Origin of the sequence: Ferroplasma acidarmanus Fer1 (assembly GCF_000152265.2) — an archaeon.
Classification (GTDB): Archaea; Thermoplasmatota; Thermoplasmata; order Thermoplasmatales; family Thermoplasmataceae; genus Ferroplasma; species Ferroplasma acidiphilum.
On the sequence record NC_021592.1, the window covers coordinates 13,611 to 39,419 of the forward strand.

15 protein-coding genes are annotated in these 25,809 nt (G+C 34.1%); 8 read left to right on the plus strand and 7 right to left on the minus strand.

The features are described 5' to 3' along the window. The first annotated feature begins 274 nt into the window (after positions 1 to 274). The 7 genes from FACI_RS00055 (at position 275) to FACI_RS00075 (ending at position 6,531) form a co-directional block, all read left to right on the plus strand. Entirely contained in the window at positions 275 to 1,630 is a 1,356-nt protein-coding gene (locus tag FACI_RS00055) for a DEAD/DEAH box helicase family protein (protein ID WP_009886026.1), read from the plus strand. Positions 1,631 to 1,653: 23 nt separating this feature from the next. Then, complete coding sequence (locus FACI_RS00060; protein WP_148285699.1) at positions 1,654 to 1,833, plus strand: hypothetical protein; 180 nt, start codon at positions 1,654 to 1,656, stop codon at positions 1,831 to 1,833. Then, complete coding sequence (locus tag FACI_RS00065; RefSeq protein WP_009886028.1) at positions 1,820 to 3,745, plus strand: AAA family ATPase; 1,926 nt, start codon at positions 1,820 to 1,822, stop codon at positions 3,743 to 3,745. The genes FACI_RS00060 and FACI_RS00065 overlap by 14 nt, the downstream gene beginning before the upstream one ends. Beyond that, positions 3,738 to 4,166, plus strand: coding sequence for a hypothetical protein (locus tag FACI_RS00070; protein WP_009886029.1), 429 nt, complete (start codon positions 3,738 to 3,740; stop codon positions 4,164 to 4,166). Before FACI_RS00065 ends, FACI_RS00070 begins: the two co-directional genes overlap by 8 nt. 269 nt (positions 4,167 to 4,435) lie before the next feature. Further along, positions 4,436 to 4,576 carry a hypothetical protein gene (locus FACI_RS10160; protein WP_009886030.1) on the plus strand — a complete coding sequence of 47 codons (141 nt, stop codon included), beginning with the start codon at positions 4,436 to 4,438 and terminating at the stop codon, positions 4,574 to 4,576. 265 nt (positions 4,577 to 4,841) lie between these two features. Further along, positions 4,842 to 5,006 carry a hypothetical protein gene (locus FACI_RS10165; protein WP_009886031.1) on the plus strand — a complete coding sequence of 55 codons (165 nt, stop codon included), beginning with the start codon at positions 4,842 to 4,844 and terminating at the stop codon, positions 5,004 to 5,006. Continuing rightward, positions 4,999 to 6,531, plus strand: a complete 1,533-nt coding sequence (locus FACI_RS00075; protein ID WP_009886032.1) for a hypothetical protein — start codon at positions 4,999 to 5,001, stop codon at positions 6,529 to 6,531. The genes FACI_RS10165 and FACI_RS00075 overlap by 8 nt, the downstream gene beginning before the upstream one ends. A gap of 232 nt (positions 6,532 to 6,763) precedes the next feature. Here the strand turns inward: FACI_RS00075 and FACI_RS00080 are convergent, their stop codons facing one another. The 7 genes from FACI_RS00080 to FACI_RS00110 form a co-directional block, all read right to left on the minus strand. Beyond that, complete coding sequence (locus FACI_RS00080; protein WP_009886033.1) at positions 6,764 to 7,672, minus strand: hypothetical protein; 909 nt, start codon at positions 7,670 to 7,672, stop codon at positions 6,764 to 6,766. 248 nt (positions 7,673 to 7,920) lie between these two features. Then, positions 7,921 to 10,695, minus strand: a complete 2,775-nt coding sequence (locus tag FACI_RS00085) for an ATP-dependent helicase (protein WP_009886034.1) — start codon at positions 10,693 to 10,695, stop codon at positions 7,921 to 7,923. 774 nt (positions 10,696 to 11,469) lie between these two features. After that, positions 11,470 to 14,496, minus strand: a complete 3,027-nt coding sequence (locus tag FACI_RS00090; RefSeq protein WP_009886035.1) for a hypothetical protein — start codon at positions 14,494 to 14,496, stop codon at positions 11,470 to 11,472. A 3-nt stretch (positions 14,497 to 14,499) separates the two neighbouring features. Beyond that, the gene (gene drmB / locus FACI_RS00095) at positions 14,500 to 16,377 is read right to left on the minus strand and encodes a DUF1998 domain-containing protein (RefSeq protein ID WP_009886036.1); all 1,878 of its coding nucleotides are present in this window, start codon (positions 16,375 to 16,377) and stop codon (positions 14,500 to 14,502) included. Between the two features lies 1 nt (position 16,378). Next, positions 16,379 to 20,143: a DISARM system helicase DrmA gene (gene drmA / locus FACI_RS00100; RefSeq protein WP_009886037.1), complete on the minus strand. Its 3,765-nt coding sequence runs from the start codon at positions 20,141 to 20,143 to the stop codon at positions 16,379 to 16,381. A gap of 1 nt (position 20,144) precedes the next feature. Further along, positions 20,145 to 20,813 (minus strand): HhH-GPD family protein, encoded by a 669-nt coding sequence (locus FACI_RS00105; protein ID WP_187288950.1) that lies wholly within the window; start codon positions 20,811 to 20,813, stop codon positions 20,145 to 20,147. Further along, positions 20,813 to 22,063 (minus strand): DNA cytosine methyltransferase, encoded by a 1,251-nt coding sequence (locus FACI_RS00110; RefSeq protein WP_048074008.1) that lies wholly within the window; start codon positions 22,061 to 22,063, stop codon positions 20,813 to 20,815. The genes FACI_RS00105 and FACI_RS00110 overlap by 1 nt, the downstream gene beginning before the upstream one ends. 862 nt (positions 22,064 to 22,925) lie before the next feature. Here FACI_RS00110 and FACI_RS00115 point away from each other — a divergent pair. Further along, complete coding sequence (locus FACI_RS00115) at positions 22,926 to 25,562, plus strand: hypothetical protein (protein WP_009886040.1); 2,637 nt, start codon at positions 22,926 to 22,928, stop codon at positions 25,560 to 25,562. Positions 25,563 to 25,809: the final 247 nt, after the last annotated feature.

Sequence of the window (25,809 nt, forward strand, 5' to 3'; positions counted from 1 at the left end):
TTATTGGCCAAATCCGTAGTATGCAATACATTTAATAATTAAATATAATGCTAACTAATTCCCGGTACAATGTATCTATATTCTCTATTTTTATTTTTAAATGCATATGTTTTAATCTACTTTTAACTCGTCAAATGGTGAAACCAAGTTCCTAAATTAAACAGGCATAGAGCCCAAAAAGGAGGTTGTTTAATAAGAAAATCAATTTTTATTTTAAGAAAAAAATATTTAGGGATATAGAAAAAGATCTATATAATAAAGTATTAATAGTATAATGGAAAATTCATTGGCATCAAAAATGGAGATAAGGGATTATCAACAAGATGCCGTTAATAAGTGGAAAAATCATAATATGAATGGAATTTTTGAAATGGCCACTGGTACTGGAAAAACTTATACATCAATTCTATGTATAAATGAATTAATACAAACCAATGAGAAATTACTAATCGTTATAGCATGTCCCTATGTACATTTATTAACTCAATGGCAGAAAAGCCTCAATAATGTCGGATTGACTAGTATATTTAATACCAATATAACTAAATGGAAAGAGAAATTGGGTCAAGAAATTATTAAATTAAGGTATAGTTCCAAGATCTTAATAATATTGACAACACATAATACTTTAGCAAATAATGAATTTTTGAATATACTAAGCAGTAGTGATTATCCAAAATTCCTTATAGTTGACGAAGTCCATGATATTGGTTCCGCACAACATAGATTGGGATTATCTGAAATGTTTCAATATAGACTTGGATTAAGTGCTACTCCTCAAAGATATTTTGATGAGGAGGGAACAGAATTTATTTTAAATTATTTCTCTGGCATAGTTTATACATTTTCTTTAAAAGAGGCTCTAGAACATATAAATCCAGATACGAATAAATCATTTATTGTGCATTATGACTATATTCCCTATTTTATTGATTTAACTCCTGACGAGGGGGAAAAATATATAGAAATAACCAAGAAATTAGTAAAAATATACAACGTGAAAGAATTTCAGGATGTGAAAGAAAGGTTACTGTTCAAAAGACAAAATATTTTAAAAAACGCCACCAATAAATATAATATCTTAAACATTATAATGGATAATTTTATAAAATCTTATAATACAAGTAATACTTTAATTTATTGTTCTCCTCAGCAAATTGATGAGGTTCAGAATTTATTATCAGAAAAAAATATAATAAATCATAAATTCACAATGATTGAAGGAACTAAACCAGATAAGAAATATAATGGTTTAAGTGAAAGAGATTTTATATTACATAAATTTTCGGAAGGTGCTTACAGCACTCTCGTTGCAATGAAATGCCTTGATGAGGGTGTTGATGTACCATCAATTAAAAATGCAATATTGATGTCAAGCAGCGGTAATTTGAGGGAATGGTACCAACGAATGGGTAGAATTTTGAGAAGAGACAAAAATAAAGACCATGCGTATATATATGATATAATTGTAAAGCCCGTAAAAAGTGCTTTAATAGAGTATAAAAACATTGAGTACAAATTATTCGAGAAAGAATTATCAAGATATACAGAATTTATTTCAAATGCTGATAATCGTTTAGAATGCTGGAATAAGTTACATGCAGTAAAAAAAGAGTTGGGGATGATATAATGAACAAAATTCAATTTAGTATTTTGACAAGGATAGATGAAGAAATAGATAAATTAGACTGTGATAGTAACATAAAGAATTTTTTAAAGGATGCTTTGAGTTTAGAATATGAATTCAGGGATAATGAAAAACCAAGGGTTACGTCGATGTATAACGGGTTGATTGAAAAGTATATAGATGGTGAGGAAGATGTACATCAATAACATAATAATAAAAAACTTCAGGTTATATAAAAATGTTAATATTGATTTCAATAGTGCTAATAATAAAAATATAGCTATAATAATAGGTGATAATGGCAAAGGTAAAACAACATTTTTAAATGCAATTGCCTGGTGTCTTTATGGAAAAGAATCAAACACATCGAAGAACATAGGGCTATCTTTAATAAACAATATTGCTAAGAACGACAATGAAAATGAAATAAGAGTTTCCATTATAATGACAGATAAACAAAAAAATAAATTTGAAATTGTCAGAGCTCTCAATAATACTAATAACAGACCTCAATTTTATGTATTATACAAATCGGAGGATAGCAGGGAGTATCAACCAATTTTAGATGCCGAAAATTTTATCGAAAAACATTTCCCGGAATCAATTATGCATTATTTCTTATTTGATGGAGAAATGCTTGAAGAGTATTTTCAAAATGATAATGAAAAAATTAAAAAAGAGGTATATAATTTATCAAATATTGAATTGCTGGATAAGGTAAATACACATATCAAAGCGGTGTTGACAGATATTAAATACAGGGTAAGGAATAAAAATATAATAAGTACTAATAAAATAGATACCGAAATAGAGCAAATTAATCAAGGTATTGATGAACAAACCAGATCATTAGAAAAACAAAAACATGATATACAGGATGCTAAAAATAATAGAGACAATCTTAGAAAACAGCTACAGGGCATACCAAGTATATCAGATAAAGAAGAATTAATAGACGCATATAAAAATGAACTTAAAAATATTAAAAAGGATAGGGATGGGATTGAAATTGAATTATATTCAACATTAATAAAGGAAGACCCTTACATAATCACCATGAAAGAGTCAAAGGAAATTACTGAAGATCTCTCCAACAAAATTGATAAGGGTGAAATTCCCCCTATGTATAAAAAAGATTTTTTAACCAATATTCTTGATAAAAATGTGTGTATATGCGGTAGAGACCTCGATGTAGATAGTAAGAATTTATTAACTCAACTATATAACAATACAAATGAGGAAACAAATAATAGTGATAGCCTTTCAGTTTTATATCATACATTAAAAGATTTTGATTCTCATGTAAATAGTTTCAGAAATACTATACAAAACTTACACGATAAGGATGCGAAACTGGAGGATAAATTTAACAGTACTTCTAAGAGCATGGAGAAAATACAAAATGAAATTGATGGATATGATAATGAGCAAATAAAAATTTGGCAGAAGGAACTAAAGGATTACGACGAAGAAATAGAGAACGGCGATATAAAGATAGGTGAGATTAATAGCGCTATTAATCAATTTAACAAGCAGTTACCGATTAAACAGAAAGAGTATACTGAAGCTTTAAAAAGCAACAAGGAAACAGAAGGCTATAGAAAGGAGATAAATTTTATAAATAAAATTATAGATGCAGTGAAATTATCAAAAGATAATATAACAAATAATATGAAGAAACAAATTGAGAAAACGACAAATGAAATATTTCTAGAAATTATAGAAAAACAACAGACATTTAAAGAAGTACACATAAGTGATAATTATAGTTTTTCAGTGAAAGATATAAATGATGAGGAATCTCTTGGTACATTAAGTGCCGGGGAACGGGAGTCTTTAGCCTTGTCATTTATCGCAGCATTAAATGATATAACCGAAATAGATGTGCCTATAATTGCAGATACTTTGTTAGGAAGGCTTGACCCAAATGTTAAGGAGAATATTGCAAATATATTTGATAATATATTTACAGGCACACAGTTGATACTATTAGTTACTGAAAGTGAATTTACTGATAAATTTAGAAATAAAATAGAAGACAAATGTTCAGGTATTTTTAAATTAATTTATAATGAATTCATTAATGGTGCGTATACAGAGGTGATAAGAGTTGACTGAAAATACAGAGCCTGTATTGCTATATATAGATAAAAAATATAAAAGTAAAGAAGATCAATTATTACATAATACAGATAGTATATTTAAAAAAGCAGGCAATAAATTAGGTAATAAGGATTTGTTTATGTTAGCACTTGTAACTGGTTTCCAGGCAAGTATAAAATATCCAATTGAGAGTAGGGCGGAGTTTGATCTAAGAGTCGTTTATCTAAATGAATCTGAAAAAGCTTTGATAAAGGCCATAGCAATTAAAGAAACCGGTGATTTTAATATAATTTCAAATCCACTCAAATACTATACCATAGCGGAAGAATATGTAAATGCTGGTATTGATATACTTTATGACCTAGGTGTAGATAAAGATTATAAAAATTATATGAATAACCTCGAAAATCAATTATTTAACTTGGTCAAAGGTTAATAATTATATCGCCTTATGTTTAAAAAATATGACTTAAATTTAAAAATATTTTATTATTTCTAATTAAAAGTTGATAAAAAACATAAGAATATATGAAATGTACAGAAAAAGCATTCGAGTTATAAAGCAATGATACTCAAAGAACTTTGGGTTCATAAAAGGGCTCTTTTTGAAAATTTTTATAGAAAAATAATGTTTCAAGGAGGATGAAAGAAATGTCCGCTTTCTTTATTTATTAACAACAGATATATAAGCAGGAGGTGAATGAAATGGCAACTGAAAAAAAATCAAATGACCAACGGTCTAATGTCCATAACCCAACAAGTTCAGACAATAAAGCCGCAGGCGACAACAAATCAAACCAGATGAACCCTAACAACTCTGCTTACCACAAATCAAGAGGGAAGTAAACATACAGAGCATGGGTAAAATTTATAATTTTTTTATTTTCATATTGGTATAATATCCAGAATTTAATTATTGATGCCGTCTTTAATAATAAGGAAGAATAAAAGAAATAGTGTAGTTAATCAACAAAAAATAAATTATTTAAGCAGATAGGATTACAATATAAATAGCATATAAGTAAAATGTGTTAAAATTAGAATTAAGTATGTGTAAAATAAAAATACATAAGAATAGTTAATATAAATTTGTATATAAAAAGGTGATAGAATGGAAAAACTTACAGAATATGATGGAGTTACAACACACTGTTATGTAAAAAGTAGGAAGGATGGTGTATTAAAATTGAGAGCGTTTTGCATGAAAGATACGCGTCCCGTTGTAATATCTCCTCCTGAACACTATAATTTTGTGGTGGTGGTAAATAATGAATAATGAAACGAAAGAAGAGAAGCTTAGGAATATGATAACCTTCGGGATTAACAGGACAGCTATTCTGTATAACAAGGAACGGCTCAGTGAGCCCATAAAATACGATTTCCAGTATCAACTGGACCATTTACTTTTCCAGAGAAGAAGAAGCCAAGACCCTGCTTTCTTCAGATATATATTTGCAGAAGCACATAAAAGCACTAATTTTGAAAGCAAGCGGAAGTTTACATTAAAGGCAATTCTCAGGGACCTCTGTATCGGGGAATTCAACACAATCCAACTTTCTGGCATGATAGACATCGAATCAGAAGAATCACTTGAACCATTCCATATTAAGAATAAGGAGGGTGATTATACCCCACGGCACTCAAGGAGAATGTTAAACGAAGAATTAAATGAACTTGTAGTTAAAAAGGGACATGGGGAAGATGATGAACGGAAAATAAATTATACAACAGCTTTTACTATGAGGTATGATAAGATAGACCCATCTCTGAAACAGGGCAAAAAAATGTGGGAAGATGAATTAAAAAACAATCCTGAAACTACAGATGACATATTAAATATTTCAATGACAGCATCCTTTATGCAAATATTTCCTGAAAAATGGGAGGATATAATGCATTTGCGCGAAATCATGACTCATACTTTATCGTCATTTGAGGGAGACATAAAAGTTAGTGCAAATTATATAGCCCTAGAAGGTGAGATAGATTCGATTTCTCCCTATTTCTTAATGTTGTATGAACACATCAATGCAATCAGTGAAATATCATGGTTTATGAGAAAAGACAATAGTAAACGCGCTTCCATATTTGCTGCAAAGCCGCAGCTTGTGGTTAGTAAAGCTGATATTGAAAAAACCATGGAAATCTTGAAAAATTCAGGAATAGAAAATTCCATGGTTATACATCTTTTGATGCAAGCAACAGATTCCTTAATGCATTATGGTTTCAGCGATATTGCAATCTTTCTGATGAACAAATTAATTGCACAGAACAATGACTTCGAGTTGGCAGTGGAAATGGCCCTAGAATTCAGTGCGCTTTTAAGAGAAGCTGGAAAATATAGTGAGATGCTAGCCTTCACTGAAGATGCCGACAGGAATCTTGATTCACAGCAGGATCTATTCGTTCTTGCTCTATTAAAAATTAGATATGCAGAAGCGCTCGCCTTCAATGGGAGACGTAATGATGCGATTATAATTCTGAATGAAATGTTTTCTAAAAGAGACCAATTTACGGGGGAATACATGGCATCCTTAAACTTAATAAAAAATACCTCTAATTATGTACTTACAGAAAATAAGAAAGTACTGAAAAGTAATACCACACCTATCAGAGTGTCGCTGTTGTTAAACCTCATCTTCGCTTCGCTCAGAATAAAGGAATATTGCCTTGCTGAAAAATACATTGAAGAAATTTTTAATACGGAAAATGATTTTTTGAAAAAAGAAACTTCAACAGATATGTTTTTAAAACTAAGTGAAACGTATATTTATGTGATCAGAAAATGCAATTCCACTTAGTATAACTATTATAAAAATAAAGGTAGTCATAAAGGAGGGTGTGATCCGTGAAGATTAATTGAAGGTAGGATATGCATCCTCCTTTCCATCTTGAACATATCTGGAGAAGTACCAGGGTCTAACTCTCCTTTATTTGCAGAATGACGTGGTACATTATAAGAATTCTCTAAGCTGTCGAGAAATATCGTTAATTTCGTTGATCAAACCGCGGAAATTTCATTTATTGTCACGTCTATGCCTTATAGTCCGAAGGATGCCACGCTGGAGGTAACTTAATGTTCTTGGTATGCACTATCCAGTTGTATTCATCAAGGAATTTAGCATCAATGTATCCGTCATTATTGTATCTGTCCTCGATGAATTTAGATATTATTGCTGTTACAGTATTCTCTGTTAATTCACCATTATTTGGTATTTCTTTGAGTTGATTTTCTTTCATAAAATTTAATATCTCTTGCTTACTTCCGTTTCTAGAAATAACATTTTTCAGATTTGTTTCCAGTGGCTCCTTTATGTTCAGGAGGAGTTCCTTAAAAATGTTACTATTTTGATTCCGAAGGCACTTAGCTTTCTCCTGCATTTTCTTCAGGAAGAAAAAATATGCTCCTGATCCCTTACAATTACCCATATAATGTTGACGTATAGGGTTATCCCACATAACAAAAAATCCAGGCTTGAGTATATGAAGTATCTTTGAAGCACCTGTGTCACGTATAACTGTATAATGGTGCTTCTGTTTTAACTGTGAGTCATCATGTTCGGCTTCCGTGGGTTCACCAATACCCGTAAGCCCATCGAGAGCCGTGTATAGGTAAGTTACATTTTCCTCCAACTCATCATTTAAATCTTTTCCTGTAAGGGTCTCCGGTAGAAGCTTTAATTTTTCAGCCACTCCATTACCGTTATACCACTTATCAATTGCTGTTGCAATTGGCTTCTTTGTTGCCCTCATACTCCAATGGTTCAAGAAATCAACTACAGCTTTTCCCGGTTTCATCTTCACTTTATTTTCTTCTTGTATCTTATATAATTCCTGTACTTTCCACAAATCCACAAAATACGAGTTATCCTCACCCATCGTATTAAATAGAAATACGGCCCATTCTAATTCCGCTCTGTGTGGCTTACATTCAACAATCATGTAATAAATATGTGTGTTATGAATAAAAATTTATGTATTCGATGATTTGAATTATTCTACCATTTTAACAGATTTATTCAAGCTTATAGAGAACAATTAAAAAAACATTCCTGAATAATAACATTAAAGTTAATTGAAGAACCGCATACGTCAACAGGAGTATTGATAGAGATACAATCAATTGCTAAATAATAAGACCTGAGTTAATTAATTTATGGAGTTATAGCAATTAACGAGTCCTGGCGTTATCAGCTCCGGTATGAACACAGTTTTCTATAATCACATCCATCACATTTTTTGCTCTCTGGACTTGGGGGGAATTTCTTTTTCAGTATATTGTCGACAGTTTTTCCGACTTCTGCTACCGTCTTCGTAAGTTCCACATCAGAAATATCTACCTGGGTAATACTGTCATCGTCCAGATGGTGGACAATAGCCTTCTGGGGTTTGAGGTTGAGAGATTTAAGACAGGCTAAAGCATAGTATCTAAGCTGCCTGTCGTAATCAGCCGAATATACGCCATCAATTTTTTCTGTTTTAAAGTCAATTATTTCAACCTCTTTGAGGCTACCATCAGGGTTAGTCTTTTTCAGGAGGTCAATCTGCCCTGCTATGAGTGCTTCCCCGAGAACAAACTCAAATCTTTTCTCTGTCTCAAGAATTCTGGAAAAATCCTTACTATGTTCTGCGACATAACTCCTGACAACCCTCTCAGCTGCCTTCTTCATATTATCTGACATGGCATCAGTGGCATATCTAAGGTGAAACATTCTATCTACCATTGCTACAACTTCGTCCATGTCCGGGACCTTTTCATTTCTGATATAATCTCTATGAATCATATTCAGCACGTTATGTATATTTGTCCCGTAGCCGAATCCAGCGGGCACTCCCGCATTGTATCCATAGACATTTCTGAGGAGAAAATCATTCGGACATCTCAGGTAGCTTGTTAGTTCACTGTATGAGGTAGAATATTCTCCAGTGGCCGTCCGCCTATCAGGATATCCACTCCGTGACTTCTTTAATTGCATAGGTCCGGAAATATATTTTTCCGGCAATTCTTCAAGGAATGGGTGGTGTTTTCTTGGACGCACGCCACCTTCCGGGAATCTCGACCATGTCATAAAGAGGTATTTCTCCGACCTGGTAAAGGCAGTGTAATAAACACGCCTTTCATCTTCATCAGTACCTGTATACCTCTCTGAATCGTAAAGCACATTGTCCACAAAATTCCTGTCAGGTGTTCTATGGTTCGGCTTTATAAAATCCGGGACGAAAACGACAGGAAATTCAAGCCCTTTGGCTTTATGGATTGTAAGTATTTTTACGGCATTTATAATAGAGGGGTCCTGATGCTGGGGGTCTGTGTATTCTGACTTTCCGTATACACCCATGAAGGTGAAGAACCACTTTACCTCAGAAGCTCTGAGTCTGATCCATACAGATTCATAATCTGAAATCGCCCTGCTAAGGCAGGCAAGATTGTAGTTATATTTTTCACCAAAATCGAACCTGTCTGCGCCCATAGCCTGCAGTATACGGTGATAAAATCCCTGAAGACCAAGGTCTCCAAGATAATCCTTTGTTCCCTTTGAGAGAATATCCTCCGCTTCCTTCCTTAGAGCAGCAATGTTTCTCGAAAATATTCCGGTGTCCGCTCGTGGAAAATGGTCTATAGTAAATATCCTGCTGTACATTCCGGACAGTTCACTCAAATCAGGAACACGGTAATTCCCTTTCCCGTAACGTATTTTACATTCGAATGTATAAGCTATGGAGTGCAGTGCAAATTCCACCTCCGGCCGCTCAAATATACTTTCACCACTGTATGCCACAGATGGTATACCCTCACGATCAAGGCGGTCAATAATTTTTTTCGCCCATTTATTGGTACGGGTCAGAACAGCAAAGTCACTTAGAGAAAGGGAAAATGGTTTATTGTTTCTGTCCAGAAAATCTGTGCCAACGAGTTCTCCTATCTTTGATACTATAAAATCCAGCTCGTCTTTCTCATTTTCAAATTCGCAGGACTGGATATCTCCTTCCTCGTATTTCCTCTTTAAACCAGGATTCTCTGTCATTCCCTTCGGAAGACGCGAACCGTTATTCTCGATGAATTGCCTGGAAAGTTCCACCACCGCACGGGTGCTCCTGAAATTTGTGTTTAAAGCCACATCCGTACACTTTGCGGAGTTTTCTGGATTGCTGAAGTTCATAATCAGGCCTACATCAGTTCCGCGCCAGTGGTATATTCCCTGATCATCATCACCGACAACACATATAGATTCGGTTACCGGTGACAGGAGTTCCAAAAGTGTGTTTTGAAGCTTATCGACGTCCTGAAACTCATCTACAATTATGTGTCTGACCCGGTGAGTGATGAGATTTATCTTTTCGGGATTATTTTTTAGCTCATATACCAGATTGTATAATATTGTGGCAAAATCAAAATAGCGATCTTCCTTCAGTGAATCCATGTAATCCGCAAAGCATTTAGCGAATTCCTTATTAGTTAGATTACCGGGATCGATCTGCTCCATTAGCATTATATCGACACTCTTTAGAAATTGGCTGATTACATTGTAGTACTTGAGTCCATATGCATTTTCCAGTCTAACCAGACCGATCCTTCTATAGTAATTCTGACTCTTTGAGACGTACGCAACTCTCCTCGCATCTTCGAGAACGTCAAAGGTACGGTAATAGGGATCTAACTCACGTAGAATATCCAGTGCAAAGCCATGAATTGTTCCGGTAAACATGTCACCGAAATCTGCCCTTTCCGGGCATTCCACATCAAGTATCTTCCTTATCCTTGTTTTGAGTTCTTCTGCAGCCTTCTCGGTGAATGTGATTGCTACAATTCCTTCGGGTTTCTCACCATCTTTGATGAGCTTGGCAACTCTTCTAGCAATAACCTCGGTTTTTCCAGAGCCGGGACAGGCGATTACCCTTAATCTACCGGATTTATGCGCTATTGCCTTTTCCTGTTCATCTGTAAGATTGATGTCTGGATTCATAAGTAAGTATTGACACGGGCTCTTATTAAATTATCGCTAAGCCGGTAATCTTTAATTTGATGCTTAACACGAGCCATGACAGTGCCCGGACTGATTTCAGAATGGAATATTATCATGTATGCAATCAAGAATTTTTCTATTAGAATATTGAAGCGTTGACCGGTATACTTTCCCACCATGCGTATGTGGTTATTTCCAACGTTTCTTTTAGGCGCGTGAATTTAGGAATTTGATTTTGCCTGGGAAAATTGTTTTTCTAGACTTTAATGTGTAGAACCATAAGCTATAGAAAGAAATATGTTATAGAATTATAATAATAACCCCTCATTTTTAATATTAAATTTAAAATAAAACATTATTATAAAATCCATCAAATATAAGTATTGTATAATTAATAGGCATATGTTATCATCCCTCCAATATTGTCATTAATCCCATTGAAAACTAGCTCCTGTATAATTTATTTGAGTTTCCGGGCTTTGATCACCTATGACATATTATCATATTTAAGAATGCAAGAGAATACAGAAATAGGTTGGTTTATTGGAATTCATCATTGGGAGAGTTAACAAATATAATCAATAGAGCAAATTATCTCTTTCAAATATCTGTAGAAATCTTCAATGACATTATCATTAATGGATAGATTCTATAGCTTGAGGAAGATACTTTTCTTTTTGAATAAAAATATTTAAGTGCAACTTAACATATATTTTTTCTCAAAGGAAAATAATGAATTGAAGTAAAGATTACTATTCACTTCATATAAATTATTTATGCCCGGTTAATAACTCTGCATATTTCCTCATACTGTATTCTTTCCATAATTTTAAATGGTGCAGTATCATATATTATTTCCACTGGATATATTATTTTTATCCTGAATGTCGGAAAACTCGCAAATAGTGGCAGTATACGCTTTTTTATTGATTCGTACATTGGTAAGAAATCGTATCTTGCATCTTTACTGTCTCCACCTATGTAATCCCTTAGATCTTTTCTTATTTTCTGTATTGTTCTTGCTGACACGTAGCTTTCCTCCAAATCTTTAATTTCCAATTTAAGGTAGGGATATATTTCGTTCAATCCTCTACAGATTTTTACTAAGTCCTCCATACTTTTTGGATGCTCTATATTGTATGCTTTATATTCTTTCCCACCTGCAGAAATATTATAATACTTTGTCCACCAGCTCTTTATGTAATCCTGATTCCCTGCAGTCAATCCCAGTTTTGCAAGATATTCAGAAATAAAGTCATCACAGTCTATATGACTGTTATTTTTTCCCTTACATAGCTCCACAGCTTCTTCAATCATTCTCCTCCAGAGGGTGCTTGAATTGTATAACTCAATAAACCCATTCCACTGATAACGCTCAGACCTGAATCGTATTATGCCTTTATATTCAAGCATGAATTTTGTAAAGATATCTTTAATTGATATACTTATGCCCCTTGAATCTATAAATATCTCTTTACCTTCCATTTTATCCTTAAGATTTTTTTTCTGAATTTCCCCTATGTCCAGAAAGTCCGGAACTCCATTTTTACTTATAGTTAGCTGGGCATCTTCCGGTATTAACATGCCAATTCCTGCCTCATTTATAATAAGATAGGCTTTTTCTCCTTTTTTTAAATAAGAATAATTTACGTAAGATTTACTGACGTTATTATTATATGTATCGGTATCAATCTCAAAATCTAGCACTCTGCCAATTACCTCATTTGATGGTATACTCACATCTTCCATAATATTTTTCAATAGATCGGGATAATTGTCACTATCGTCAGGTTTGTACAATGGTTTTGATTTACTAATAGATAGCCGGGTATCCACATTTCTTTGTATAAGTTCTATATTCTCTTCACTCCCAATGAATATCAGTTTAGTTATATTCCCCAGATATAATGAATATCTCAATGAAGGGGGTAAAGTAGAAATCACATAATGTTCAGAATTTCCCTGAGGAGATTTCTCATGTTTATTCAAATTCTCCCATGAGCATATATCTATCTCATTTTTCACTCCGTGAGTCTCCAGGAGTTCTTTCGTTCCTTTAGTATGATATGTAACTATTGTAATAAATACATCAGGAGCCTTCATTGCTATATCTTCTATATATCTATTAATCTGGTTCATAATGGGGCTGATACTTAATTCAGAATCCATATATATGGAATTAAATATTTTTATTAGACGATCGTACTCTTCAACAGATACATTTTGACTCAGGATATTCTTTAAAATATCATAGGTAATTTCATCTTGGCCCTTGAATGTGAAAACATCATTATTTAGATAATCACCTTTTAATTTCAGAGTTGACATTTTAAGCATCTTCAGGTATCTCAGCACGTCAGATTTCACATTTTCATCAATGTTAAATGATCCAAATATTGATATTAACTCATCTAAATTGTCAAGTTCTTTTATCCTTATATATTCGACGTCTGGTATACGGGTGGATTCATCTGGTGGAACAAATAATGAGGAAACAGGAGATGGATAATTGTCTGTAACACTGTTTTTTGCAGCTATTTTAGCCAGTAGCAGTTCTGAATCCCAGGTATGAACTGTTATACCATATTTATCTGTGATTCCGGTATTCTGAGAATTAATTGTATAAATATTCCTTATCGAAGGATCGGTGGAGAACATCATAATTAAAGGTATATTACTCCTTTTCACATAGTTAAGTATGTATTCTGTATCTGTATAATAGGAATAGAGGTCTTTTATAAAATAATCAACGTCTTCAATTATTAGAAATGAAGGGTTAATTTTATCAATGTATTCATAAATATTTGAAAGTTCCAGGGTCGATGGTATCATAAATAATGTTCTGTTAGAGTCCGGTATTTTATCATCTTCAGATTTTACCTGTATATTTGGAATTACAGTTTTTAAAACTTTGATCTTCCTGTAATTTGTCAGTACATCCCATATCCACTCTTTCCTGTAATTAAGTTTCCCATATCTCTGCAATCTTTCTTCAAAAATTAGATCCATAGTTCCATTTTCATTTACCGATCTATAAACTTTCTTTTTATTCAGTTTATTCTGTAAGATACTCCTTATATATTTGTTACCATAATTTGTGTTTATAAACCTAGTGATTTGATTTATACATGACCTGAAGCTATCAGTACATATTTCATCACGGGTAATGCCTCTCCCCACCTCTTTAATCCTGTAATGTGTTACAGCTTTCTTTATGAATATAGATTTCTTATCAAATTTTTTGTATTCTTCCAGTATTCTACTATCCATTACATCTAGGGGTCCGTCAACGTATAGAATATGTTTGAATGTTTCATACATGTCCGGTTCATTAATTTCATTTTCAGCCTGTTCCATGGGATTATAAATAACTACTACGTTTCCATTTCGCCTATCACTGTCTAAGTAGTATTCTGATACCAGCAAAGGAAGAAATTTTACCCTCTTCCATGGCCACGTAATAAGGAACTTACCACGATCAATTGTTTTTATCCATTTTAAGTAGTTATTTTCGATGATGTTAGGTTCTACTTTCCATATAAGTGGAAATTTCGATAAATACTCTTCAGACTTTCCATTATTTACCATTTTTACTGTGCCGGTATAATCTGAAAATTCATTATTTACAAAGTTTATTGAATCGGTGAAAATTGATTTACATGATGAACATATAAAAGTATTACCATCACCCTTACGTACAAGCGGTAAACCGCTCTTATGAACCTCATCGCTGTTATGTGGTTCATGGCAATCAGGACATGTTATAAATTTATGGTAATATACTCTTTCATTACTGGCCATAGGTTAGTCACCTGTAATTAAATGCCTATCTAGAAACATATTGCGCTGTTCACATGAAGTTTCTGATATTAAAATACAGCTATAACATGCAGCACCGTTCTGGCTTTTACTGCCCTTGCTTACATCCAGGCAGAGTGGATCGTTGGAACATATATCAATCCGTTCCTTTGCTTTTACCAGTATCTGTTGTAGTTTTTCCTGCGTCACCAGACCGGAAAGCCCACCCATACCTGCATCCTCACCGGGGGTAGATGTATAAATCAGAATGCCCCCATTTTTCTGGTTCCTATCTATGTAAATTCTCTCCCTCATCGATGCTGATGAATAACCGGAGTAAAGCGATAATACATTTATTATTGCGTGGGATAACGTATGAAGCCATACATATAATGGATGTGTAACAGAAGTGTTCCCGGACATGGTGTTTTTTACATCCCCTTTCGAAAAGGTTGAGTACCACTCATTATAGGCTTTCCTCTTTTTCAAACCGGAAAATTCACCTTCTGAAAACGTTATAAAAATTCCTTCACCTACACCCTCGAATCCCTGATACCAGTAATCATTACCATCGTGATTATCGCTTCTAATAGCTGAAGCGGATGATACAATAGGATCCAGTTCCTGGTATTCCTGGTTTTTATCTTTTTTATTCTTTTTATCAGTTGGCACCTTTCTGGTATAACCAATCTGCACAGTAGTAGTCTTTAAACGATTAACAGGATAAACATTAAGTGCGGGGAAACTATCAATACTCTTAATTATTTCATGTTTACCCATAACAAAGTTCTCACAATTACGGGGTCCCTGTAGTAACGAATCAAATTCTTGATCTATGAAATCAATAAAATTCATCTTTCTTGTATTATTAAATTTTTCTAAAGAAGATTTTAACTTTTCAATTCCATATTCCATCAGATAATTTTTAAATATTATGTAAGTCTCTTCTAATATCCCATTAGCATTAAAAGAATCGTGGAGTTCATCCAGGATTTGAATAATATCATCATTATTTTTCCATTTTTTTATCAGGGGATTTGCTGTCAGGAAAATCCTTGTATTGTTAAACAGGCTATTTATACCAGAATCGTATTCCGGTATTTTTACCAGCATAATAGTCAAAGGAAGGTAAAGTGATGATGCTTGTCGCTGCATCACATGCATATATTCGTCACACCCCTTTTCGCCGGAGTTTTCAGGACTTTCAGGATATTTTCCGGTACAATCAAACCTTGTGTTATAAACATCATTCATAGTAACCTCGGATTGGCATTCTGGGCACCTGATAGCTATACTGGCTAGTGATACTCCACCTGCTTTCCAGACATAATAATCTGGATTACACTCCTTAATCGAACTATTTTTATGTACTATCCATTTCCATTTAACATTATCAAGATGGCCCCTTCTGCATGCCATAAGGAACCTTACACTTGACGTATAAGTATTCTGGCACACAGGGCATTTTTTTGAATTTTTACTATTAAAGAGTACAGGGTCATCATGTTTTTTATCCGGCATTTTTCCATAACATATTTTCCATTCCGGAAATTCCAGTGTAGAGTAACGTGCCTTTTGGGATAAACGACCCTCGAGTTCAATATTCGATATAGGTGAAAATATATGTACATTATCAGTATCTTTTGGAAAGTTACCTCCTATAATTTTTCTGGACTGATACCCGTTAACAATACTCTGTATTCCGGTGCATAATCTATCATTATCTATCTCATATTTCTCGAGATTTCCCTCTGAGAATTGTCCTTGCATACCGTTAATAGTTGATTTGATTAATCGCGGGCCATATATACTTTCTATGATAGCTCCAGGCCCATACGTAAGGACAAGCTGTGACCTTCTAATTTCCTGTGTATAAATTTTCATGCTATATCACCTCAAAACGTATTGTTTCTTCTACCTCTCTTAAGGACTGTGGAGCGTTTTGATACACTACATATAAATTGTGATTATGCTTATGGGCAGGATCGCCCAGAACAACATTTTTATGTAATTCGCCTGTATATGGGGGATATTCCACAAACGATAGCTTTCCATTTTTCTTCTGAATTTGCTCCGCCACATCTTTCCATATATTTTCAGTGCGATTTATACGCTCAGATATATCTATTCCTGTAATTGATTTACAACGCGTAACCATGATATTTTTAAATATTTCAATATCGTTTACAGCCTGTTCTTTTATAACTTCACAACCGCCGTCTTTTTTATACCAGTCAACATGGGAATCATATAGATTCCTCAAAAATGAAACCATTACAGGTCCCAGAACTCTGCTCAGTGTGCCTTCTGCAAATGGCAATACAGATGGAGGTTCTACTTCTGTATATGTTCTGCTGTGGTATGTAGTGAACATCTCGTAATGGCTCAGATCTCTTGGTTTACCTGCATGGAGAAATGTAACTACAAGACCGCCGTGTGACCTACCAGTTCTCCCGGTAGCCTGTATATACTGCGAAGTTGTCTTTGGCTGGCCATTTACAATCATCAGTGATAGATGTGAAATATCTACCCCGGTTCCAAACATGGAAGTTGTAAATATAGCATCAGGATTATCCTCTGGTGACTTCTCTATACCTTTTTCCAGTTCATCAAGCATGGGAGGTATATCTGTGGAATTTATTCTACTTGATAGTTCTATCGTATTGTTAGGATCAAATGCCCCTTCGTGGTTTGTTATAGTATCCAGACGTTCTAGGATATCTTCGCGGTAAATTGAAGTCCCACCGCCAAGTTCACGAATAGCATTAAAATAACCAACTATTGTCTGGTAGTATTTTAAATTTTTATCATTGTAATTATTATTCCTCGTTTTGAGGAGCTGTGCCCAGATTCTAATCAGTGGTGTTAAAGGTCCCATTCCCGGAGAATATATTCCCATATAAATACGGCCAGGATTTTCCTCATTCCAGATTAAACTATTTTCAATCCGTCTGCTGAAGAAATTATCTGAGATATCCATACCGTATGGTGGAAAAATTGACACTCCACGATTAAAGAGTTGCTTTATCTGATTATCTGCATCCTTAATTGTGGCTGTCGATGCTATATATCTTGGTTTTGTACCATCTCCATTTACTTCAATAAGCCCTTCAATTACGGATTCATATAGTCCGAACATGCTGCCTAATGCACCGGTTAATAAGTGTAATTCATCCTGGACTATAAGTTCAGGCGGTGCGAAAGGTCTGTCAATTTTAATTGAACTGCTCATTACTGATTTGGGGGAGTTATCGAATTGATGCTCATTGAAATAATACCCATAATATTTATTATAATATCTTATATTTCCAAATATAGAGGATGCTGCGGGTTCAAACGCTAATCTTGCTATTTTATCAACTGTACTTATTAGAATAGTAGGGCATTTACGATATATCTGCTCGTCTACCGTATAAGCCGGCACAGGTATTCTTGAATGTTCTTTAAACGCCTCGATTTCAGTTTTTTTCTCCATATACTTATCCGGCAGTATATTTTCCCCGGTATTTATCGGAGGTACCCCCTCTATATGAAATACATTATTATTAAGAGCACATGAAGGGTTGGTACAATATATTTCAAAGTCATAGTATGTGGGTTCTCCATTCCGGGATTTTTTTCTTCGAACTTCCTTTTGCAACCCAAAATAACCCGATCTGGAAGCCCGGAAAGATGCAATTTTCATACATGTATTTTTATCACTGATCATATCCCAGACATAATCCACAATCTGTGGTTTCAGTTTTATAGTGGAATGTACTGACATTTTTAATGTAAAATAGTTTGAGTTATGATTTGAATTTATTATGCTTTTACTGATTATATTGATTGAATTGTCTACTTTAGTATCTATATTTTGTATTATATTATACAGCTCTTCAGTTGTCCCCCTGTAGTTAAACACAAAATAAAGTGTGTTATTTCCCGGCGGTAAGCCAGCAGGTGGAATGGAAAGCCATGAACCACATGCCGGGCATCTTATAACCTGAGCAGGGTCACCCAAATTTTGTTCATCCTTGCCGGTTAGAGCTTTTATAGCATCATCCAATGAATTGGGAGACATTGAACCACCAACCCATATCCCTGCAGAAAATCTAATAGAGCCATATAGAAAATCATTCTTAAGCTCACATTTTTCGGGTCTCCACCCTGTAAAATTACCACTTTTCATAACTCTTAGATACTCGGCGGCAGTCACCATTTTCATTGTTCTTGCAAATTGCTGTATAGTAAGAAGACGTAAAGTATACCGGGTTATAACGGCAGTTCCACCGCCGGTTTCTCCGCTTCTTATTCCTTTAATTCTTCTTAATGCCATATCAAACGCCATTACAGACAGGTAAGCTTCAGTTTTTCCACCTCCCGTGGGAATCCACAGAAGATCCAGAGCATCCCTGTAACTGGATTTGCTATCATTCAACGGATCAATATTAATAAGTAAAAATGCGAGCTGAAAAGGTCTTAATTTAAAATTGTCGGTTCCATTCCTCCATTTATACTGTAACCATAATACACGCATTGAAAAACAGAATGCCAGTCTAACATCACTATTTATTTTTAGAGCATTTATTCCATCTTCCACCCTGCGGATAAAGGTTTCCTGCCTGCTAATAAGTTCTGATGTAAGGCCAGTATTTATATTATCAGCAATCTTTCTGTTTTCATCAACCCATTTTTTATAAGCTCTAACGAGCGGATTTAGATATCTGTTTATCTGTTCTATATCCCACATTTCAGACAGTTTATATGCTGATAAAACAGGTTCTTCCTCATATTTCTTATCCCAGTTCAACTCTGGTGATGGGTCAGCATAAAGAGGTATAAAATCGGTTCTGAAATCCGGGGCTTTAAATTCCTCATATGTAGCACTATTCTGCCCATAGAAATATAAGCCATCGGGCCATATAAAATTTTGAATACTTTCAGGATATTCAATATCTTTCCATACAGCAGAACACATAAATCCCCTTGCCCTAGCACTTTTATTTCTGTATAAAAAATTTAAAAGATCTTCAGAGTTATTTTCCGTAGGTAATGATACACTAATTTTTTTATCTAACCGATTCACCCTTATGGACAGCTGGAATATACTTGCTGCTGTTAACTTGTTATTATTTGCATCTGATTCAATATTGAGATTGTTTATTACTATTGCGATAATACTGTTTATGTGATTTCCAGGGGATACTTTACGCATATAAAGGTCTATATGCCCGTCATCGCCTTTATAAATAGAAATAAATTTCCCTGTATCATTTATCTCGATTTGGGATAAGAACTGGTATGGCGTTCTTTTCCACATTTTATCTTTTTTATGATATCTACCCCATGTTATACATATTCTAAATGATGCTTCTCCTTCAGGAACATTGAAAGAAATACCTGCTGATTTGATCCTTAATTTCGCATTCAGTTCCGAGGAAATTGGAACTGCCTTATCATCATCTGAATCATTATCTTCTGTACCATCTGTTACAGTATCATGTGATTCTGAATCCGGGTCATTGGAATGTCCAACATACGAAGATGGTATTAGTATCCCAGTGATATATTCTTTTAGCACATTTTCTTCCTCATCCATTTCTTCCTCTGCCCCATATCTTGGGCCGTAAACCTCCTTTATCATATCTTCTATTAATTTTTCTCTCATTTTATTTCATCTCTTTGTGGAAAATGCAGTCTCTATTTAATCCACACACACTGCATTCTGGTGTGTGATGTGTACAAACTATCGCAGCAAAATCTAGCATGGAAAACATTAGCTTCCTTGTGTCAGATGAGTCAATAATACTGTTCATTATCATTTTAAATTCCTTACTTCTTCTTGAGGAATCTGTAGGCTTGATGCCATACACCCTGCTTATTATTCTCACCGTGTTGGTATCCAGAAATGGTGCTGGAGACTTATACGCAGAACACATTACAGCTGAGGCTGCATAGTCGCCTATTCCGGGTAGAGATGCAAGGTCATTAATGTTGTCCGGAATATTGCCATCATATTTTTCAATAATCTGGGCAGCTAGTCTATAAAGCATATCACCTCTATATGATAAACCTAGAGATTTCAGATCATTTTTTAATGCATGCGGACCAGCATCTACTATGGCATATATATCGGGATATTTCATTATGAAACTGTCATAAATACGGTTCACTTGCTCCGCTCTTGTCCTGTGAAGCATGATCTCGGCAATTAAAATTTTATATGGATCTCCGGTATGCCTCCATGGAAAGTTCCTCATGTTTTTCTCTCCCCATGCAAGTATAATATTCCTGATCCTGAACGAAATGTCACTTTCCTCCTTCTTATTTATCTCCATCATATTTCATCAAGCATTTTTTTTATTTTCAAAGCTATGGATTTCGCCATTATTGGCGGTACAGCATTTCCTATCTGTCTGTACTGTGCACTAACGGGCCCTTCAAATTTAAAATTATCAGGAAATGACTGCAGCCGAGCTGCTTCCCTTACTGTAATTGAACGTGCCTGTTCTATATCCGGGTGAATGTAATAATGCCCGTCCCTGGAAAGATGCGCCGTTATTGTCTGGGAATAATTAAGATCTGACGCTACAACCTTGAATTTATCAGAAAAGGTTCCTGTATTTTCATAGGGCCTCAACTCTGCTGGAAGCTCCCCGTATTTAATATGCCTGTGATTCGTATTCCACTCGTTTATAACATATCTATATATTCTCCTGTCCCTTTCATTGTGATATCTTGCTTTATGCTGTATCAAAATATCATTATGTTTTCTAATACCGGTTTTTTCCAGATAATCTGAAGCACCTGATTTATATTCCTGAAGATAATCTCCCTGCCCCGGTTCAAGTCCTGGCAGATCGTTTAAAAGTTCACCTACATTATAATTATGTTCAACAGTTTCGAATTCAGGATAATCGAGTTTATATCCTTTTTTCCAGCCTATAATTATTTCTCTCTTTCTCTGCTGGAGAACCATGAAATCCTTAGCATTAAGAATTTTTTCGGTAATATTGTATCCTGCTTTATTTACCATGGTGACAAAATTATGCAGGAACTCTCCACCATTTGCGGATTTAATACCCGGCACATTTTCAAATACAAAAATATCGGGGCTAAATTTTTGTAAAAAGTAAACATATCTTTTAAAGAGGTAATTTCTTGGATCATCTTTCCAGTTTCTTCCTTGCATTTTAGAATCAAAACGCCTTATAACAGAATAGGTCTGGCAGGGTGGGCCCCCTATCATAACATCTACTTTATGTATTCCCTTTAATTTCATCTTATCTGTAATTTCATCTGCTATTATTTCCTGATTTTCTTCCGTAATTTCTTTATTTATAATTTCTGGAACATTGATGTCTTTTACGCTCTCAGATAAACTATCCACTGTTGTTTTATTTCCAACATATTCATAATAAATATCATCTTTATTATTCTCGTGGAGTGCATGGTACAGAGCTCTTGTTCTTAGAGTTGCTGAAGCGTATTTATCCATCTCGACCTGTGAAATGAAATTAAACTCCTTTGCGTTATAAAAACCTTCGGAAAGCCCGCCGGCACCGGAAAAAATATCAATAACATTAATATTTTTCGTGTTTTATCACCTTAAATTTACTATACACATGTAACACTCATATTATATAAATCCACCTGTGAATCATGCAATAACAACTCTCTAACTATTGTGTAATACATATATTATATGCATTATACATTTTAGTTTATAAAGTTTCTTATGTGGAACCTTTAAATTTCATTTAATTTCCAGGCTATAATGGGTGGGTTTGTGTAATTGTTATACTCCATTTTATCACTCACTGCTAATAGCATCTTCTAATCCCGTAATTATTTTGATTATTACTGACTTTTATACTGCTATAAGTATAGCTATCTGGAAAATAACATTTATACCATATTATACGTTATATCAGAAATAAAAATATTTAGTAACAGTCTATATCTTAAGTATTAACTAAAATCATACAGTAATATTATATGTAGCTGGAATTACTTATTATTATAGTTATAGGCTGCAACATATGGAATTAAATAACTATAAATTAGCTAGAGAATGAGTACGTAAAGTTACACTAAAATTTTGAGCCCCAGAAAAGAAATTAAGAGCAAAAAAATCACTTACAACAAATACATAATTATAGACACGATTGGAAACGGATCTGCTGGTATTATTTCAATTTGACTTTCGGAATTTATGCAAATATATTACAACATGAATTTGATACGAACTAATATTAAAATTCAATCAACCAATTTATGGAAAATTTGACAGAGTTGTAATGCACTAAATAAGACTGACAAATTACCTTTCCGTTTAAATTTTATCGCAACGTGATAGGAACGTTTATCCCATATACTGTCGTGAAATAAACCCTCATTAATTCTTGAGAAGTGCCAAAAGCTTATCACTATTCAGTAAATAACATGTCATGGATGTGAAAAAGTATAGGGAAATGTGGGAAAACAATAGACGAAAACGGGGTGAAATTAAAAACAGAATGCTAAAAGATCAAAAAGAAACTAAACATAATGTGGACTCTTTTGTTAAATCATATCAGGAACAATACAATACATTACCAATTGAAGAAAATAAAAAAAGTGATCAGGGGCGTATTATATCATTATCAACTAAAAAATATGATAAATCGATTAATATACAGATCAATACCCGGAATTATCCCTATCTTCTTTTATTCAAGGAAATTAAAAAACTTGGCGATCAGACCGTAGATTCGATGAGAAAACTTCGAAGCACAGCTTCTGACCCACTGTTCTTAGAATTTATAGATAATGCCATTGTATTTGCCAGTTCACTCTTAAATTCAACAACTTATCTCGATAGTATTGAACTAAATAAACTTACAATTGACCTGGAAGCTAAAATTGAATCAGAAGTTCCAGAAACCATTCAATATAAAAATGAAATTCCTAAAATAAGGAAAATAGTATATAATTATGTCGTTAATCAGATAAATAAACACATATCTGGTTATAATATAATTCCCATGCTCTTCTTTAGCGAAGAGGATGTTACCTATTTTTTGCAGAGGAGTAATAGATTTGAGCAATTTGAGCGTGTTCAGCCGGCGATGTTGGGGATAGATGAACTTGAATTGCTTAGAAGTGCAATAAGCACTTACGGGATTGCCGGCATGGAGGAATGGGGCTCTCTTGTCAATAATTATTTCAATAAAACTAGAGAAGAAGCTATACTTAAATTTAAAGAAATATCTAAATCTTCCTGGTTCATGGCATATACATCACTTTTATTGAATAATATTACTGGACACAGCTCAACACTTGCAACATTATTTAAAAGTGACCTGGAAAAAGGCATAGCAATGCTTCTCAAAACCAATGCATATCCCTTCCTTTTTGAAAGAGAAACTATGATTCAGTTTGCTGAGGCCACACTCGACCCATCAAATGATTTTAATTCCTTTCTCTTATTATCAGAGATTTATGAAAGAAGTAATTATCCCGGTTATGATATTGCCTCTAGCAGAATAAGAAGCAAAATTGTGGGATTTCTTGACAATATAGACTTAATTTCCGATAGACGCTTCATGGTTATCCCGGCCCTGACAGGAACGCCAAGTGAATTTTATGACGGGAAAAAAACGCAGCTGTTTATAGTGACCACCTATGTAAAAGACACTGTTGCAAGCGAGTTGCTACTTTCCGATAAAGATGTAGCAATAATACTATTTCCACCGGGTCTTTTTGGTTTCAATATACCGGAACAAAGAAATATAGTTAAAATTCTGGTTAACTCGCCTTATCTACTGTACGATAAATCGCTTAATGCTCTGGGGACCAACATTAATTTAATTTGCACCAAGGTGAAATGTGATGTCGTCACACCTATATATGACTATATGGTGGAAAATGATAGTGAATATATAACGCTCAGAGAGGTATGGTTAAAGCACACAACTAAAGCACCTATTGATATTAAACAGATACCGGGCCATATAGATATGCCTCAAAATAATAATCCTGTTCCATTACACATCAAGGATTTCAGTTTTGTATCAGACTTTCTAGATTCTATGAACGCCATAGATAATCTAATCAGTGCTAATAGTGGCACTACAGTCATTGTATACGATGAGAATAAGAAAGGTATAGAAGATAGCCTTGCCAGTTTAGCTACCGAAATAGCTTTGATTCAAGGATTTGAATTCAATCCAATAGTAATTAAATCTCTTACTGAATTCCAGAAATATACAATATCGGAACTTGGAAAAGATACAGGAATTTTTGTTATTGGGCACGATGTTTGCGGTAATATGGATAAGGAAATAGATAAAACAGTAAAAGAGTCTTTGGACGGCATGATAGGTAATAAGTACTCTATTATCATTGTGCCTAATTGTTTTTATATTCATTATCTACCGGTAATAGAGCAGAAAGCCTCGAGAATAGTAAAGGAAAACATAGAGGAAAGTTTAGTATCAACATTAACTTTTGCTGCATCAGGATTGTGCTTAAAGGAGAATGGTTATTCATCTCTTCCTGCACATAAGAAATACATTGAAGCCATACTTACTGAAAGCCGCAGGTGGTTAAGGGAAAACCACATAAATCTAGATAAACCCAACAACGGCAGAGAAAGCGATATACATAGAAACCTTAAAGCTATGGGAATTTTATATCTTATCAAAGATTGTTCTATTGATCCTTCAATTATAAAAGTTGAGAACCAGTTTGATGAAGCTGGTGCATTGAAACCAGACATATTCGTAGGGCCTGAAATTATTATGGATGCAAAATCAAGCCTCGGGGTAATACCCGGCGATGAGGTACACGAAACAATGAAATATTCGATTTTCCAGGAACAACGGATATCAGTTATAATGAGACCTTTACCTGTACTTCTGGATATTGTTGGGGTTGCCGGGTGGTTGAATTACCTGAATGATAATGGCATTAATTTCAATGTTCTATTACCTGTAAATGAGGATTCACCGGAAACAGAACTACCACAGCTAATTGAAATAGGTGATTATTTGAGGAAGGTGGAAAAATACTATAAAGATATAAAAAATTCGGATGTTAGATAAATTGCCATATAATCTTTATAGGATTTGAATCAGCCTCCCTTATCTATATAACATATGTTGTTAGCATACAATCGCCCTTACATGAAGACTTTGTATCATTATTTGGGAGGAGTATACCAATTAAATGTTAGAAAAAACTAAATTTATTAGTATACATATTTCAAGATATCACATATTGGAACTTATATAAAAAATATATATACTACTAAGTTATAATTGTATTATGCAAAGATACATCTTTGAAAAA

Coding starts and splice junctions, on each gene's coding strand:
- FACI_RS00115 (WP_009886040.1), top strand. CDS start 22,926: ATGGATGTGAAAAAGTATAGGGAAATGTGGGAAAACAATAGACGAAAA.
- FACI_RS00055 (WP_009886026.1), top strand. CDS start 275: ATGGAAAATTCATTGGCATCAAAAATGGAGATAAGGGATTATCAACAA.
- FACI_RS00080 (WP_009886033.1), bottom strand. CDS start 7,672: ATGATTGTTGAATGTAAGCCACACAGAGCGGAATTAGAATGGGCCGTA.
- FACI_RS00065 (WP_009886028.1), top strand. CDS start 1,820: ATGTACATCAATAACATAATAATAAAAAACTTCAGGTTATATAAAAAT.
- FACI_RS00090 (WP_009886035.1), bottom strand. CDS start 14,496: ATGGCCAGTAATGAAAGAGTATATTACCATAAATTTATAACATGTCCT.
- drmA (WP_009886037.1), bottom strand. CDS start 20,143: ATGAGAGAAAAATTAATAGAAGATATGATAAAGGAGGTTTACGGCCCA.
- drmB (WP_009886036.1), bottom strand. CDS start 16,377: ATGAAAATTTATACACAGGAAATTAGAAGGTCACAGCTTGTCCTTACG.
- FACI_RS10160 (WP_009886030.1), top strand. CDS start 4,436: ATGGCAACTGAAAAAAAATCAAATGACCAACGGTCTAATGTCCATAAC.
- FACI_RS10165 (WP_009886031.1), top strand. CDS start 4,842: ATGGAAAAACTTACAGAATATGATGGAGTTACAACACACTGTTATGTA.
- FACI_RS00085 (WP_009886034.1), bottom strand. CDS start 10,695: ATGAATCCAGACATCAATCTTACAGATGAACAGGAAAAGGCAATAGCG.
- FACI_RS00075 (WP_009886032.1), top strand. CDS start 4,999: ATGAATAATGAAACGAAAGAAGAGAAGCTTAGGAATATGATAACCTTC.
- FACI_RS00105 (WP_187288950.1), bottom strand. CDS start 20,813: ATGGAGATAAATAAGAAGGAGGAAAGTGACATTTCGTTCAGGATCAGG.